The organism is Sulfurivermis sp. (genome assembly GCF_059410345.1).
In genome coordinates this window covers 1-16,069 of the sequence record NZ_JBLJDO010000023.1, presented here as the reverse complement: position 1 = coordinate 16,069, position 16,069 = coordinate 1, and the positions used below count along the sequence as shown (strand labels likewise).

Genomic DNA, 16,069 nt, shown 5'->3' with positions numbered 1-16,069 from the left:
AGTGACCTGCGTGTCCAAACTGACCCTTTCGTTCAAGGGTAAACTGCTCAAATACTTCCCGTTGAGCAACGGCGAGACCATCATCGGCAGCGATCCCGGCTGCACCGTATTCATCGACAGTCTCGCCATCCAGGCACGCCACGCCAGCCTGACCCTGGACGGCGAGACGGCGGTGCTGCGCGATCTCGACACCCCGGACGGCACCTTCGTCAACGGTACACGCATCAGCAGCGAGCACACCCTCAAGAGCGGCGACGACATCCGCATCGGCAAGCACAATCTCACCTTTACCCTGGAGACCGCGGTGATCGCCGAACCTGCGGTCACCACCGAGGAAACGGCCGCGCCGGTGCCGCTGGAAGAGGCGATGCCGGAACCGGAAATCACCGAGGCCGACACACTGGAGCTGGAACCCATCCATACCCCGCGCCACGCCTTCCTGCAAATCCTCAATGGCCAGAATATGGGCAAGACCATCAGCCTCAAGCGCAACCTGATGAACCTGGGTAAGCCGGGGGTGCAGTTGGCGGTCATCGCCCACCGCAATGACGGTTTCTTCCTCAGTCACCTGGAAGGCGACACACCGACCCGGGTGGGCGATACGGCCATCGGCGACAAGGCCTGGCAGCTGCATGACGGCGACATCATCCAGATCGGCAACGTGCGCATGCAGTTCACCCTGCACTGATGAACGAAAAACGCCACTTCAAGCGCATCCCCATGGACGGCCATGCCGCCCTGTTCTGCGGCGGCGACCGTTGGGACAGCCGCCTGCTCGACATCTCTCTCAAGGGTGCTCTCATCGCCGCTCCCGCCGACTGGGAAGCGGACTCCGCCAGCAACTGTCAGCTGGAACTGCATCTGGACGGCGACGTGGTGATCTGCATGGACGGCACGGTGGTGCACTGCGAAAACGGCCACCTCGGCTTTCGCTGCGATCACATCGAACTGGACAGCATCTCCCACCTCAAGCGCCTGGTGGAACTGAACCTGGGCGATGAAGCCCTGCTCGAACGCGAGCTCACCGAGCTGTCCCAGGGCGGCTGAGCCCTTAAAAAACCAATTTGCCGCAGAGGCGCAGAGACGCGGAGAAAACTCTTGGCAGTAACCGCGCTGTGGCAGCATGTAACCATTTGCGTGGCTGACAGAAGGGAATACCTCTACCCGTTCCGAGCCGCACGGCACACACTCCACCAGAAAATATCTCTGCGCCTCAGCGTCTCTGCGACAGGTTGTTCAGATCAGAACTGCTGCAAGGCCTCGTCGAGGCGGCGCACGCCGATGATCTCCAGGCCGTCCACCTTCTGCTTGGGTTTGTTGGCCAGCGGCACCAGGGCGCGGGTGAGGCCGTGCTTGGCCGCCTCGCGCAGGCGGTCCTGACCGTTGGGCACCGGGCGGATCTCGCCGGCCAGCCCCACCTCGCCGAACACCACCAATCCCTGCGGCAGCGGGCGGCTGCGCAGGCTGGACAGCACTGCCAGCAGCGTCGCCAGATCGGCACCGGTTTCGGTGACGCGCATGCCACCCACCACGTTGACGAATACGTCCTGGTCGTGGGTGACGATGCCGCCGTGGCGGTGCAGCACGGCGAGCAGCATGGCCAGGCGGTTGTGCTCCAGGCCGACGGTGACGCGGCGCGGGTTGGACAGATGGCTCTCGTCCACCAGGGCCTGCACCTCCACCAGCAGCGGCCGGCTGCCTTCGATGGTGACCATGATCACGCTGCCCGGCACCTCCTCGTCGTGGCGCGACAGAAAGATGGCCGAGGGATTGGTGACCTCCTTCAGCCCCTTGTCGGTCATGGCGAACACGCCCAGCTCATTCACCGCGCCATAGCGGTTCTTGAACGCGCGCACCACACGGTAGCGGCTGCCGGAATCACCTTCGAAGTACAGCACCGTGTCCACCATGTGCTCGAGCACGCGCGGCCCGGCCAGTTGGCCGTCCTTGGTGACATGACCCACCAGGAACAGCGCGGTGCCGCTCTGCTTGGCGTGACGCACCAGCTGCGCCGCGCTCTCGCGCACCTGGGCCACCGAGCCCGGCGCCGATTGCAGCAGCTCCGTGTACACCGTCTGCACCGAGTCCACCACCAGCACCTGCGGCTTCTCCTGTTGCGCCGTGGCGAGGATGTCCTCCACCCGCGTCTCCGTGAGCAGGCGGACATGGCCAGCATCGAGACCGAGACGCTGGGCGCGCATGCTCACCTGCTGCGGCGACTCCTCGCCGGTGACATAGAGGGTGCGCTGGCCCGCGCCGAGGGTGGCGAGCGTCTGTAGCAACAGCGTGGACTTGCCGATGCCCGGATCACCACCCAGCAGTACCACTGAACCGGCCACCAGGCCACCGCCCAGCACGCGGTCGAATTCACTGCTGCCGGTGGACAGGCGCGAGGTCTCCTCCGGCGCCACCTCTTTCAGGCTCTGCACCACCAGGGTGCCGGCGGTGCCGGCATAACCGGCGTGGCGCCCCTTGCGCTCGGCCGGCGGCGCCGCGATGGTCTCCACCAGGCTGTTCCAGGCGCCGCACTCGCCGCACTGCCCCGCCCACTTGGGGGCCTGCGCGCCGCACTCGGTACAGCTGTAGATGGTCTTGCCCTTGGCCATGGCCTATTCCTTATCGTCGTCGGCATCCGGGTAATTGCGCCGATCGGCCTTGCCGCCGCGACGCGTCTGTTGCCGCTGCGTGCGCAATCCCCACAACAAGGCGAATACCAGCGCCGCGGGCAACAACACCAGCAACAGGATGGTTGCCGTCACGCCCATTTCGGCCGTGCAGGCGGAGAGAGGCAGAGACAGCGGCAGCACGCTCATCAGTCGGGTTCTAGACATGCAGATAGCCCTCCGTGTCAGCGGGAAACAGCGCGCGCAAGGCGACACGCGAACTGGCGTTGAGCGGCAGGGCGCCCAGTTCACTCCAGGCCACCCAGCGCGCGGCACGGGCATCGTCACCGGCCTGCGGCTCGCCGCTCAGGTACTCCGCCGCCAGGTCGACGATGACATAGTGAAAGCGCAACGCGCCCTGGTCGTCGTGCTCGAGGTGTTCGCAGGTGTAGATGGGCGTGGTGGCGCGGATGACGACGCCGGTCTCTTCCAGGATTTCGCGCTCCGCCGCCTGCTGCAGCGTCTCGCCCAGGCGCTGGCGACCGCCGGGGATGGCCCACAGCCCGGCGCCGGGCGGACGGCCGCGCTGCACCAGCAACACGCGACCCTGGTGCACCACCACCGCGCCGACACCGACCTGCGGCCCCGCCGGTGTCACGCCCCGTTCTCGACCGCATCGACGCGCGGCATCACCCGGCACAGCAGCTCGTAGGGAATGGTGCCGGCATGCTCGGCGATCTCCTCCACCGGCAGTCCCTCCCCCCACAGCACCACCGGGTCACCGGCGCGGGCCGCGGGCAGGCTGCGCAGATCGACGGTGAGCATGTCCATGGAGACGCGGCCGATGAGCGGCACACGCTGGCCATTGACCAGCACCGGCACGCCATTGGCCACATGGCGTGGATAACCATCGCCATAGCCCGCCGCCACCACGCCTACCGGCATGTCCTCGGGGCAGACAAAGGCACCGCCATACCCCACCGCCTCGCCGCGCCTCAGGTGATTCACCGTGATCAGCTCCGAACGCAGGGTCATCACCGGTTTGAGGCCATGTTCAGTGCCCCGCCCGCCCAGCAGGGGCGACACGCCGTACAGCATGATGCCAGGACGCACCCATTCGGCATGGGAGTCGGGCCAGCCTAGCAGGGCGGCAGAGTTGGCGATGGAACGCTCGCCGGGCAGTCCGGCGGTATGGCGGCGGAAATCGGCCAGCTGGCGGGCGGTGAAATCGTCATTGAGGTTATCGGCGTTGGCCAGGTGGGTCATGCAGCCGACCACCGCACTCACATTGCGGCAGGCCGCGAGCCGCTGCCAGGCGGGCTGCGCCTGCGCCAGGGGAAAACCAAGACGATGCATACCGCTGTCCACTTTGAGCCATACTGCCAGCGGCTCGGGCAGCTGCACCTGTTCCAGCAGTTCCAGTTGGGTGGTGTTGTGGATGGCGGGAATGAAACGGTGACGGGCGATGGCCTCCAGTTCATCGGCGCCGAAGAAGCCCTCCAGCAGCACGATGGGCTGCTGGATACCCGCCTCGCGCAGCTGCAGCGCCTCAGCCAGACAGGCCACACCGAAGCCGTCGGCGTCCGCCAGGGCGCGGGCCACGCGCAACATGCCATGGCCGTAGCCGTTGGCCTTGATGGCCGCCAGGACACGACTGTCCGGCGCGGCGGCGCGGGCGCGGGCCAGGTTGTGGCGCAGCGCCGCGAGATCGATGACGACCTGGGTGGCGCGCATCAGTACTCCTCGTACCCTCCGTGCGCGCAGTTCTCGAAGCGGGTGTACTGGCCAAGGAAGGTGAGACGCACGGTACCGATGGGGCCGTTACGCTGCTTGCCGATGATGATCTCCGCGGTGCCCTTGTCGGTGCTGTCGGGGTTGTACACCTCGTCGCGGTAGATGAATACGATCAAGTCAGCGTCCTGCTCGATGGCGCCGGACTCGCGCAGGTCGGACATCACCGGACGTTTGTTGGGGCGCTGTTCCAGCGAGCGGTTGAGCTGCGACAGGGCGATCACCGGGCAGTTCAGCTCCTTGGCGAGGGCCTTCAGCGAACGCGATATCTCGGAGATCTCACCGGTGCGGTTTTCGCTGGTGCCAGGCACCTGCATCAGCTGCAGGTAGTCGATGACGATGAGGCCGAGGCCGTGCTCCTGCTCGCGCGCCAGGCGGCGGGCACGGGCGCGCACCTCGGTGGGGCTGAGGGCCGGGGTGTCGTCGATGAAGATCGGCGCCTCCGACAACAGGCTCACCGCCGAGGTCAGGCGCGGCCAGTCCTCGTCGTCCAGCTTGCCGGTACGCACCTTCTTCTGATCGATATGGCCGAGGGAGGACATCATGCGCATGGCCAGCGCCTCGCCGGGCATTTCCATGGAGAACACCGCCACCGGTTTCTGTTCCTTGATGGCGACGTGCTCGACGATATTCATCGCGAAGGTGGTTTTGCCCATGGAGGGGCGACCGGCGATAATGACCAGGTCGGACTTTTGCAGACCGGCGGTCATTTCATCGAAATCGTTGTAGCCGGTGGCAACGCCGGTAATCGGGCTGTCCATGCTGAACAACTGGTCGATCTTGTCCACCGCCTTGACCAGCAGGTCCTTCATGCCGGCAAAACCGACGCGGGCGCGCGCACCCTGGTCGGCGATCTCGTAAACCTTCTTTTCCGCCTCATCCAGCAGCTGGAACACCGAACGCCCGTCCGGATTGAAGGCGGTGTCGGCGATGTCGTTGCTGACGCGGATCAGTTGGCGCAGCACCGAGCGTTCGCGCACGATACTGGCATAGGACTTGATGTTGGCGGCGCTGGGGGTGTTGCCGGCCAGGCTACCGAGATAGGCGATACCGCCGGCATCGTCGAGCTGACCCTTTTTGTCCAGCCACTCGGCCAGGGTGACGACATCACAGGGGTCGCTCTTCTCCGCCAGCAGACGGATAGCATGGAAGATCAGGCGGTGGTCGCGGCGGTAGAAGTCGTCCTCGGCCACCAGATCGGCGACCTTGTCCCAGGCGCTGTTATCCAGCATCAGACCGCCGAGTACGGCCTGCTCGGCCTCAATGGAATGGGGCGGAACCTTGAGCGCCGCGGTGGCGTCCTGCCCGTGGGAAATGGCGAGCTTCTGCATGGCGTTCGGTTAGCCGGCTGACCAGAGGGTTCCCAGAGTGCCCCAGGCGGCTGCCCGGAGGAAGGGCGCAAAATCCATGCCCGCCCCATGGCGGGGCGGGCATGCGTGCAGCTTAGGCAGCGACGACGACGACCTTGATGGCCTGGGTGACGTCGGTGTGCAGGTTCAGCTCGATCTCGAACTCGCCGGTCTGGCGAATCGGGCCTTCCGGCATGGCGATCTCCTGACGCTTCACCTCGATGCCGGCCTTGTTGACGGCCTCGGCGATGTCGGCGGTGCCGATGGAACCGAACAGCTTGCCTTCATCACCGGCGTTGTGGGCGATGGTCACGGCGCCCAGCTCGGCGAGCTTGGCGGCACGGGCCTGGGCGGCGGCCAGCGCAGCGGCGGCAGCCTGCTCCAGCTCGGCGCGACGGGCCTCGAACTTCTCGATGTTCTCCTTGGTGGCCATCACGGCCATGCCACGCGGCATCAGGTAGTTGCGACCGTAACCGGAACGCACCTTGACCTTCTCGCCCAGGGCGCCCAGATTGCGAACCTTCTCCAGCAGAATGACTTCCATCGTTTTTACCTCGACTTAAATTTGCGCCCGGTCTTGCCGCGCCACTTCAAATTATTGATTGGGTCTACCGGCCCCGAGACGGGTCCGAAAATCCATCCAGTTATCCACCATACCTGCTATCGCCAGGGTGAGCGCGGTTTGCGTCGTCACCATCGGCAACAGCAGCAACACGTACATTGCCACCAGCCAGCCCACGTTGGCCCCGGTGCGCGCCACCAGACCGTGTACCAGCGCCACCCCCTGCAACAGATGCAGCAGCAGCGCCAGCGGCAACAGGTCGGTCAGCATCGCCAGCCCCGGTGTCTGCATCCAGGCCAGCGCCAGCAGCAGCACCGTCACGCCGGTCAGCACACGTCCCAGCCGCAGGGCATGGAACTCGCTGCGGAACCCACCCGGGTTGTACAGCGCCGCCTGCCACCAGCGGGCCAGGAACAGACTCAAGGCCACGCCCAGAGCCACCGCCGCACCGACCATGCCCGTCATCAACCCGGCCATGTCGTCCAGCACCGGCCGCAGGATCTCCTGCTGCTCGGCCGTGGCCTGCTCCACCATGCGGTACAGCATCTCGCGCCACCAGCCGGCGGGGTCAGCCACGCCGGCATGGAAGCCGAACACCACCATCACACCGAACAAGCCCGCCAGCAGCAGGCTGCGGGCCAGATTGCCGGTACGGCGCAGACTGTAGGCCGATACCAGCAGCGGCAGCCACAGCACCAGCAGAAAGGCCAGCGGCGCCATCACGTTGCCTACCAGCACCCCACCGAGCACGGCAGTGGCCACACTCGCACCGGCCACCACCTTGCCCGCCTCGAGCAGGCCGAGGCGCAGGGTTACCAACCCCACCGCCGCTGCGCTGAGATAACCCAGCGGCGGCAGCAGCAATCCGAGCATGGCGGCGACACTGGTGACCAGGATCGCCGCCATCGGCCCGCGCATGATGGTGTTCGCCAGGAACCTCATCGCGGCGTTCCGTTCAGAACGGGATTAATCGTGCGAATCGGTGTACGGCAGCAACGCCAGATAACGGGCGCGCTTGATGGCCAGGGCCAGCTGACGCTGGTACTTGGCCTTGGTGCCGGTGATGCGGCTCGGCACAATCTTGCCGCTCTCGGTCACGTAGCCCTTCAGGGTGTTCAGATCCTTGTAATCGATGTACTTCACGCCTTCGGCGGTGAAGCGGCAGAACTTCTTGCGTCGGAAGAAACGAGACATGTGTGTGCTCCTGGTAGTGTCCGTGCAACAGCCTTACTCGGCTGCGGCCTCTTCGGCATCGGCTTCGTCGTCAGCCATGTCGTCACGGCTGTTGCGCTCGCGGCGGTCGTCACGCTCTTCACGCGACTTGGCCAGGAACGACGGCTCGGTCACCGCCTCATCCATGATCAGGATCAGGTTGCGGATCACTGCATCGTTGAAGCGGAAGGCGGACTCCAGCTCCTTCATGGTCTCGATCGGGCACTCGATGTTCATCAGAACATAGTGCGCCTTGTGGATCTTGTTGATGGGATAGGCCAGCTGGCGGCGGCCCCAGTCTTCCAGGCGATGAATCTTGCCGCCGGCGGTTTCGATGGTCGAACGGTAACGTTCGATCATGGCAGGAACCTGCTCGCTCTGGTCCGGGTGGACCAGAAACACGATTTCGTAGTGCTTCATTGTCACTCCTTACGGTTTGGACAGCCTCGGCATGGACTCCGCCGAGGCAAGGAGTAATACCGCCACAGCGGCGGCATTAAAGGCGCGGGATTATAAAGGGTCCGGGGGGCAGGGTCTAGGGCTAATGGCCAGAAAAAACGCGGCCTGGCGGCTAGCCGCCACGGCTGCGCTGGCGCAGGGCCTCGAACAGGCAGATGCCGGTAGCCACAGAGACATTGAGACTTTCCACGCTGCCTGCCATGGGGATGCGCACCAGCACGTCGCAATGTTCCCGGGTCAGGCGGCGCAGGCCGCTGCCTTCCGCCCCCATCACGATACCGAGGGGGCCGCGCAGGTCGGCCTCATAAAGCGAGGTGTCGGTCTCCCCCGCCGCCCCCACCAGGAATACCCCAGCGTCCTGCAACAGGCGCAGGGTGCGGGCGAGGTTGGTCACCTGTACGAAGGGCACGGTCTCGGCAGCGCCGCTGGCCACCTTGCGAGCCACCGGGGTCAGGCCGCAGGCCTTGTCGCGCGGGGCGATGACCGCATGCACCCCGGCGGCATCGGCGCTGCGCAGGCAGGCGCCCAGGTTGTGGGGATCGGTGACACCGTCGAGGATGAGCAGAAAGGGCGGGACATCCAGCTCGGTCAGCAGTTGATCGAGGAAGGCCTCGCTGCGCGCCTCGGCCTGACGCACCCGTACCGCGGCGCCCTGGTGGCGATCGCCACCGGTGAGCTTGTCCAATTCCTGGCGCTTGACCCAGTGTGGCCGCAGCCCGGCGGCCTCGGCGGCAGCGGCCAGGGCCTGCAGGCGCTGGTCACGCCGGCCGGAATCCAGCCACAGCTCCATCACGCCGTCGGGGCGCTGCAATACCGCCTCGACGGCGTGCAGGCCGAATACCAGTTCTGTCGCTGCCATGGGGTAACCCACCACTTCGTTGAGAAAGCCACGAACCGCCTCCCCCGCTGGCGGGGAAGGTTGGGAGGAGGGGGGTGGCGAAGCTAGCGCCCCTCCCCAGCCCTCCCCACCGGGTGGGGAGAGGGCCAGCGACATTACTCCGCTGCCGGCGCGCGCTTCTTGCCACCGCGGCGGCGGCGGCGCTTCTTGGATTTGGACGCCGCACCGCCTTCCTGCCCGGCCGCTTGCGGCGGCGCGGCCTGTTGCTGCACTGGCTGCGCCTGGTCCTGCGACTGCGGCTGTTGCGGCGGCTGGGATTTTTTCCTGGAGCGGGAGCGGCCCTTCTTCGGCGCGGCCTCGGAACGGGGCTGCCCCTGTCCCTTGCCCGACTCCTTGCCCGACTCCTTGCCCGACTCCTTGCCCGACTCCTTGCCCGACTCCTTGCCCGACTGGGCCCCCTCTTCCAGCACCAGTTCGAAATCGATCTTGCGCTCGTCGAGATCGACACGCACCACACGCACCTTGAGCTTGTCGCCCAAACGATAGATACGTCGGGTGCGCTCGCCCACCAGGCGGTGGTGCGCCGGGTCGAAGTGGTAGTAGTCGTTCTGCAGACCGGTCACATGCACCAGACCCTCGACGTAGATGTCGGCCAGCTCGATGAACAGGCCGAAACCGGTGACGCTGGTGATGATGCCGTCGTAGACCTCGCCCACCTTGTCCAGCATGTACTCGCACTTGAGCCAGTCCACCACGTCGCGGGTGGCCTCGTCGGCGCGGCGCTCGGTCATGGAGCAGTGCTCGCCGAGCAGCATCATGTCGTCGTGGCTGTAGCGGAAGGCCGCCGGCCGCTTGCCGGACAGCACATGACGGATGGCGCGGTGCACCAGCAGGTCCGGGTAGCGGCGGATCGGCGAGGTGAAGTGGGTATAGGCCTCGTAGGCCAGGCCGAAGTGGCCCAGGTTGTCCGGCGAGTACACTGCCTGGGCCATGCTGCGCAGCAGTACGGTCTGGATCAGGTGGGCATCGGGACGGCCGGCGATGTGCTTGAGCAGCTCGGAGTAATGGCGCGCCTCGGGGCGCTCGCCGCCGCCCATGGACAGGCCCAGCTCGCGCAGGAATTCGCGCAGGTTGGTGAGCTTTTCCTCGGTCGGCGTGGCGTGCACGCGGTAGACGATGGGCACCTCGGCCTTGGACAGGAAATCGGCCGTGGCGACGTTGGCCAGCAGCATGCATTCCTCGATGAGGCGGTGGGCATCGTTGCGCACTACAGGAATCACGCTCTCAATCTTCTTGTTCTCACCGAACACGATGCGCGTCTCGGTGGTATCGAAGTCGATGGCGCCGCGCCGCTCGCGCTGCGTCTGCAGCACGCGGAACAGGGCGTACAGGTGTTCAAGATGGTCCACCAGCTCGCCGTACTGGGCACGCAGCGTCTCGTCGCGTTCCACCAGCATCGCCGCCACCTTGGTGTAGGTGAGGCGCGCCGCCGAACGCATCACGGCGGGATAGAACTTGTAGTTGCCCAGCACGCCGGTGGCGCTCACCTCCATGTCGCACACCATGCACAGACGGTCGACGTTGGGGTTGAGCGAGCACAGGCCGTTGGACAGCTGCTCGGGCAGCATGGGGATCACACGGCCGGGGAAATACACCGAGTTGCCGCGCACGCGCGCCTCGGCATCCAGCGGGCTGCCCGGCTGCACGTAATGGGACACGTCGGCGATGGCCACCACCAGACGCCAGCCCTTGCCGCGCGGCTCGGCATACACCGCGTCGTCGAAGTCCATGGAGTCGTCACCGTCGATGGTGACCAGCGGGATGTTGCGCAGATCGACGCGGCCCTGCTTGGCCTCCTCCGGCACCACCGGCGGCAGCTTGGCCGCCTCGTCCTCCACCAGCAGCGACCACTCCTGCGGCAACTGGTAGGCGCGGATGGCGACATCGATCTCCATGCCCGGCGCCATGTGGTCGCCGAGGATCTCGATGACACGACCGATGGCCTGGCGGTAACGGGTGGGCTGCTCGAGGATCTGGGCGGTCACCAGCTGACCGTGGCGCGCGCCGTAGGCCTGCTCGGCCGGGATGAGGATTTCGTGTACCACGCGCTTGTTGTCGGCGATGACAAAGCCGACGCCGCCTTCCACACGGTAGCGTCCCACCACGCGGTCGGTATTGCGCTCCAGCACCTCGACCACGGCGCCCTCGCGGCGGCCACGCCGGTCCAGGCCGGAAACACGGGCCAGCACGCGGTCACCGTGGAATACCGCCTGCATCTCGCGCGCGGTGAGGAACAGGTCGGAACTGCCGTCGTCGGGCACCAGAAAGCCGAAGCCATCCGGGTGGCCGATGACGCGGCCGGGGATCAGATCCATCTTGCTGATCAGGCCATAGCCGCCGCGGCGGTTGCGCATCAGCTGGCCGTCGCGCTCCATGGCGCGCAGGCGGCGAGTCAGGGCATCCAGCTGTTCCGGGTCGTGCAGGCCGAGGGCCTGGGCAATCTGGGAGGTTTCGAGGGGAACCCCCTGGTCCTCCAGCAGCTGCATGATGAATTCACGGCTGGGGATGGGGTTTTCGTACTTCTGCGCTTCGCGCTCCTGGAAGGGGTCTTGCTTGCTTCTGCGTTTTGACATGTGTTCGTTTATGCGTTCCTGGGTATATAAGGCGCCAATTGTAGCCGTTCCGGCCAGTCAAGGGCAGAAATTATTCCCAACATGAGTAAAATGCCCCCATGTCCACCTCATCCGACACCCCGAACCGCGACGTCTACACCGTCTCACGCCTGAACGCCGAGGCGCGCGCCGTATTGGAGGGCAGCTTCCCCCTGTTGTGGGTGGAAGGCGAAATCTCCAACCTGGCCCGCCCCGCCTCCGGTCACTGGTACTTCTCCCTCAAGGACGCCGGCGCCCAGGTGCGCTGCGCCATGTTCCGCCAGCGCAACCAGCTGCTGCGCTTCAAACCGCAGGACGGCATGCACGTACTGCTGCGCGTGCGCATCTCGCTGTACGAGGGGCGCGGCGAATTCCAGCTCATCGCCGAGCACATGGAAGAGGCCGGCTCCGGCGCCCTGCAACGCGCCTTCGAGATGCTCAAGCTGCGTCTGCAAAACGAGGGGCTGTTCGACCCGGCGCGCAAGCGGCCGCTGCCGCGCCTGCCACGCCGCATCGGCGTGATTACCTCACCCACCGGCGCCGCCATCCGCGACATCCTCACCGTGCTCTCGCGCCGTTTCCCGGCCATCCCGGTGGTGATCTACCCGGTGCCGGTGCAGGGCACGGGCGCCGGCGAGCAGATCGCCGCGGCCATCAAGCGCGCCGGCGAGCGCGCCGAATGCGACGTGCTCATCGTTGGCCGCGGCGGCGGTTCGCTGGAAGACCTGTGGGCCTTCAACGAAGAGGTGGTGGCGCGCGCCATCCACGCCTCGCCGATCCCCATCGTCAGCGCCGTAGGCCATGAGGTCGACTTCACCATCGCCGACTTCGTCGCCGACATGCGCGCGCCGACGCCGTCCGCCGCGGCGGAACTGCTGAGTCCAGACCGCGAAGAGATGCGCAGCCAACTGCTGCAACAGCGCATCCGCCTGGCGCGCAGCTTCCAGCGCCAGATGCGGCACAAGAAACAACTGCTCGACGCGCTGCAAAAACGCCTCAAGCATCCGGGCCGCCGCCTGCAGGAGATCGCCCAGCGCCTGGACGAAATGGAACAGCGCCTGGTGCGCGCCAGCCATCACCTGCTGCGCCATACCCGTGCGCACCTCGCCGCACTGCACGCCCGGCTGGAGCGCCATACGCCGCTGCACCGCGTACAGTCCATGCAGGCGCGACGGCAGGAATTGCAGCGCCGCCTGCACAGCGCCACGACACAACATCTGGAGCGAATGAACCGCCGCCTGGCCCAGGCCGCGCACACCCTCGACGCCGTCAGCCCGCTGGCCACCCTGAGCCGCGGCTACGCCATCGTCACCGCCGCCGACGGCAGCGTGCTGCGCGCCGCCGCGCAAACCGCGCCGGGCCAGCAGGTGCAGGCCCGTCTCGGCCAGGGCCACCTGCTCTGCCGGGTGGAAGGAGTGGAAAAATGAATCAGCAACCGTCGGTATCGCAGCATTACACACAACTCGTTCTGGTGTGTCTGTTGCTGCTTTGCACCAACGCGGCCTACGCCCTGCCGCAAAGCGCCGCCGTCCCCGGTGGTGTCGCCATCATTGCGCTGGGGGAACACAAAACGCTGCCCAAGGCCTATTACCAGGGCCGTCCGGTCATGGTGCTGAAAAACGAAGGCCGCTGGCAGGCAGTGGTCGGCATCCCGCTCAGCGCCGCGCCGGGCCGCCACACCCTGCGCGTGCAACCGCAGGCAGGCGCGGACCGTACCCTCACCTTCGAGGTGAGCGCCAAGCAATACCAGGAACAGCACCTCAGCGTGCCGCCGCGCATGGTCAACCCCAGCCCGGAGGATCAGCAGCGCATCGCGCGCGAACTGAAGCTGAGCACGGAAACCTACCGCACCTTCAAGGCCGCCGCGAACGTCCCCACCCGCTTCATCCTGCCGGTGGAAGGACGCTACAGCAGCCCCTTCGGCCTGCGCCGCTTCTTCAACGGCGAACCGCGCAACCCACACAGCGGCATCGACCTCGCCGCCCCCACCGGCACCCCGATCCGCGCCCCCGCCGCCGGCCGCGTCCTCGCCACCGGCGACTTCTACTACAACGGCAAAACCGTCTTCCTCGACCACGGCCAGGGCCTCATCACCATGTTCTGCCACCTGGACAGCATCACGGTGAAAACCGGCCAGGTGATCGAGACGGGACAATCTCTCGGCACCGTCGGCGCCACCGGTCGCGTCACCGGCCCCCACCTGCACTGGAGCGTCAGCCTCAACGATGCGCGCGTGGATCCGCTGTTGTTCCTGGCGCCGGAGGTTGTGGCGCAGTTGATGCAATAAGTCGTTCTGCACCCTCCCCTGTCAACCACGAGGCCAAACGACAAAGGCCCGCTTACGCGGGCCTTTGTCGTGGCTACACAAGTCGCCGTCTCAGCAGCGGAGCAGCAAGGAGCGTCAAGGCAAGCCAAGCGAAGCTGCCGCCACCGCCGCTGGATGAAGTGACTGCGGTATAAGATGCGGAGGCTACCGTCGTGACACCGCTCGTGACCACGACAGACTGCTGTGCCGGCGCATTCCACCCTGCAACAGCCTTGAACTCAATCGTGTGATTCCCCGGGGTTATATTGCCCTCCGTGGCGCCGCTGTCAAACCAGGTACTGGTGCCAACTCGGCGCCATTTGGCGCCGGCATCGATCGCACCCTGCGGTGAGAGGACCACCTGAAGTGCGCCATTCAGGGTGTAAGTCTCATTGACGTTGTTTGTCGTTCCGGCGATCACGGAAACCTGCTGATTTGCCGGCTTGGTCCACCCGGTTATCGTTCTGAATTCCAGTGTGTAAGATCCTTCAGGGATATCGGTCTCTGTAGTTCCGCTGTTGCGCCATATACTCGTACCGAGACGGCGCCATTGAGCACCGTCGGTAACCGCCTCCGCGGGTTCAATCTGTACCTGCAAAGAGCCATCATACAATGCCGCCAGATAATCCAGGGCCGCCACCACATCGATCCTTGGCTTATCAACGCCGTTGTAGCTCACTGTAATAGAACTGGTGGCCATTGCAGCTTCCCGGTCACTGACCGATGCGGTGCGATACATCTGCCTCAACAGCGCGAAGGCGCCGGCCACGTGAGGTGCGGCCATGGAGGTTCCGGACATGGTGACGTATCCGCCGCCATTCTGAGACGATCTGATGTTTGTTCCTGGCGCCACGACATCTATCAGCGCCCCCCAATTGGTGTAGACCGAGATGCTGTCGTTCTTGTTGCTTGCAGCCACCGTAACGGCGGTAGATATACAGCCCGGTGCACCGACGGCATCATCGTAGTAGCTGTTGCCCGCAGCAATGACGGTAGTGATCCCGGCTGACCGCAAATTATCAATGTATGCCTTGCGCATATCTACATCACACGCCTCGGTGTAACGTCCACCACCGAGACTCATATTTACTGCGGCAATGTCTTGGTACCCACTCAGATTGTCATAAATATGATCCAACGCCGCCATTTGATCCGTGCTATAGGTCAGAACGCAGGGGTCTCCCAGGCCCGAGTCACTGCAAGCCGTTCCGGTAAACCGGCTGAACACCTGTATCGCGATGATGTCGGCGCCTTTCGCGACCCCGGAATAGGTGTCGGTACCGTCGATTGCATTCGCACCGGCGGCAATGCCCGCGACATGGGTGCCATGGCCACAGCCTGCGGCACCGGAACAGTCCACGCCGGAACCGGCCGCCGTCGATTCGGCGACACCACCCGGGCAGAGGGAAGTGGAGCCGTACGGAGCATAAGTGGTGGAGAAACACGCCTCCGATACCACCCGCGACTGAAAAAAGGCATGACTCTTGTCCACGCCGGTATCCAGTATGGCAACAGCGATGCCGCCTCCAGTGCTTCCCTTGCCCCAAACATCGTCGGCATTAATCAAGGGCACGCTGTCCTTCAGCGCGGGAGGAACGGGAACATCCTCATGCACCGCAACCACCTGCGGGTCCGCCAGCAGCCGCTCCAGTGTGGACGCATCGGCAAACATGGACAGATACGGCACAGTACGGAACAGACGCAGGTTGGCGATGTTGTCCGGCAACGTCACCGGCACCCGCGGCCTACCGGATGCATCTGCATCCGGCGTAATACCCAGGCGGGTAAGTACATCGCGCTGGGCACGGCTGATACCGTTGCGCTGCCCCGCCTCCTGCACACCATCCACCATCGCCCGGCCCAAGTCCGTCTGCTCGGGCAGGCGCACCTTGATGATGACGCGCACCCTGCCCTTCTGCTCTGCCTTGGCCAGCAGGGGTTCCGCCGCCTGCCGCACATCAATGTCTGCACCGGAACCTCCCCTGCCCAGGGCGGTGACTGCATTAACAGCCGCCGTGGGGGCGACCACTAGACCCCGATCCTGCTGCTCCCCCGCAAAGACCGACAGAGAAAACACAGCCAAGACCGCTGCAACCGCAGCAATGCTCAGCCAATCTCGTAAAGAATCCTTCTCACGCCTTGAAATCACGCCAATCTCCTGACCTTATGTTTTTGGCTCTTCCCCGGATCGAGTGGGTAGCTTAGCCTGTTGAACCATGAGAGACATAGACCTGTACGCCCAGATTCTTGGATTGCGGTCGCCGTGGAAGGTGGCCGATGTGCAATTGTTGCGTGATGC

The 16,069-nt window shown here is 65.2% G+C and carries 16 protein-coding genes; 4 read left to right on the top strand and 12 right to left on the bottom strand.

Going from position 1 to position 16,069, the window contains the following annotated elements; translation table 11 throughout:
- The first annotated feature begins 10 nt into the window (after positions 1–10).
- Both ACMV8A_RS13800 and ACMV8A_RS13795 read left to right on the top strand, forming a co-directional pair.
- Positions 11–688, top strand: coding sequence for an FHA domain-containing protein (locus ACMV8A_RS13800; protein ID WP_495326457.1), 678 nt, complete (start codon positions 11–13; stop codon positions 686–688).
- Positions 688–1,047, top strand: a complete 360-nt coding sequence (locus ACMV8A_RS13795) for a PilZ domain-containing protein (protein WP_495326456.1) — start codon at positions 688–690, stop codon at positions 1,045–1,047. Before ACMV8A_RS13800 ends, ACMV8A_RS13795 begins: the two co-directional genes overlap by 1 nt.
- A gap of 194 nt (positions 1,048–1,241) precedes the next feature.
- Here ACMV8A_RS13795 and radA read toward each other — a convergent pair whose 3' ends face one another.
- The 11 genes from radA to rnr all read right to left on the bottom strand — a co-directional run bounded on the left by radA (position 1,242) and on the right by rnr (position 11,447).
- Positions 1,242–2,606: a DNA repair protein RadA gene (gene radA, locus ACMV8A_RS13790; RefSeq protein WP_495326455.1), complete on the bottom strand. Its 1,365-nt coding sequence runs from the start codon at positions 2,604–2,606 to the stop codon at positions 1,242–1,244.
- Between the two features lie 3 nt (positions 2,607–2,609).
- Positions 2,610–2,831, bottom strand: a complete 222-nt coding sequence (locus ACMV8A_RS13785; RefSeq protein WP_495326454.1) for a hypothetical protein — start codon at positions 2,829–2,831, stop codon at positions 2,610–2,612.
- A complete protein-coding gene (locus ACMV8A_RS13780) occupies positions 2,824–3,261 on the bottom strand; it encodes an NUDIX hydrolase (protein ID WP_495326453.1) in 438 nt (145 codons plus the stop codon). The genes ACMV8A_RS13785 and ACMV8A_RS13780 overlap by 8 nt, the downstream gene beginning before the upstream one ends.
- Entirely contained in the window at positions 3,258–4,337 is a 1,080-nt protein-coding gene (gene alr, locus ACMV8A_RS13775; protein ID WP_495326452.1) for an alanine racemase, read from the bottom strand. The genes ACMV8A_RS13780 and alr overlap by 4 nt, the downstream gene beginning before the upstream one ends.
- Entirely contained in the window at positions 4,337–5,725 is a 1,389-nt protein-coding gene (gene dnaB, locus ACMV8A_RS13770) for a replicative DNA helicase (RefSeq protein WP_495326451.1), read from the bottom strand. The genes alr and dnaB overlap by 1 nt, the downstream gene beginning before the upstream one ends.
- 112 nt (positions 5,726–5,837) lie before the next feature.
- Entirely contained in the window at positions 5,838–6,287 is a 450-nt protein-coding gene (gene rplI / locus ACMV8A_RS13765) for a 50S ribosomal protein L9 (RefSeq protein WP_495326450.1), read from the bottom strand.
- Positions 6,288–6,338: 51 nt separating this feature from the next.
- Positions 6,339–7,247, bottom strand: coding sequence for a hypothetical protein (locus ACMV8A_RS13760; protein ID WP_495326449.1), 909 nt, complete (start codon positions 7,245–7,247; stop codon positions 6,339–6,341).
- A 24-nt stretch (positions 7,248–7,271) separates the two neighbouring features.
- Positions 7,272–7,499 (bottom strand): 30S ribosomal protein S18, encoded by a 228-nt coding sequence (gene rpsR, locus ACMV8A_RS13755; protein WP_495326448.1) that lies wholly within the window; start codon positions 7,497–7,499, stop codon positions 7,272–7,274.
- Positions 7,500–7,532: 33 nt separating this feature from the next.
- A complete protein-coding gene (gene rpsF / locus ACMV8A_RS13750) occupies positions 7,533–7,937 on the bottom strand; it encodes a 30S ribosomal protein S6 (RefSeq protein ID WP_495326447.1) in 405 nt (134 codons plus the stop codon).
- Positions 7,938–8,088: 151 nt separating this feature from the next.
- On the bottom strand, positions 8,089–8,835 hold the full coding sequence (rlmB, locus tag ACMV8A_RS13745; RefSeq protein WP_495326446.1) for a 23S rRNA (guanosine(2251)-2'-O)-methyltransferase RlmB: 747 nt from the start codon (positions 8,833–8,835) through the stop codon (positions 8,089–8,091).
- A gap of 134 nt (positions 8,836–8,969) precedes the next feature.
- The gene (rnr, locus tag ACMV8A_RS13740; RefSeq protein WP_495326445.1) at positions 8,970–11,447 is read right to left on the bottom strand and encodes a ribonuclease R; all 2,478 of its coding nucleotides are present in this window, start codon (positions 11,445–11,447) and stop codon (positions 8,970–8,972) included.
- A gap of 98 nt (positions 11,448–11,545) precedes the next feature.
- Here rnr and xseA point away from each other — a divergent pair, with 98 nt between their 5' ends.
- Both xseA and ACMV8A_RS13730 read left to right on the top strand, forming a co-directional pair.
- Positions 11,546–12,892, top strand: coding sequence for an exodeoxyribonuclease VII large subunit (gene xseA / locus ACMV8A_RS13735; protein ID WP_495326444.1), 1,347 nt, complete (start codon positions 11,546–11,548; stop codon positions 12,890–12,892).
- A complete protein-coding gene (locus ACMV8A_RS13730; RefSeq protein ID WP_495326443.1) occupies positions 12,889–13,752 on the top strand; it encodes a peptidoglycan DD-metalloendopeptidase family protein in 864 nt (287 codons plus the stop codon). Before xseA ends, ACMV8A_RS13730 begins: the two co-directional genes overlap by 4 nt.
- A gap of 73 nt (positions 13,753–13,825) precedes the next feature.
- Here ACMV8A_RS13730 and ACMV8A_RS13725 read toward each other — a convergent pair whose 3' ends face one another.
- Positions 13,826–15,919: a S8 family peptidase gene (locus ACMV8A_RS13725; RefSeq protein ID WP_495326442.1), complete on the bottom strand. Its 2,094-nt coding sequence runs from the start codon at positions 15,917–15,919 to the stop codon at positions 13,826–13,828.
- Positions 15,920–16,069: the final 150 nt, after the last annotated feature.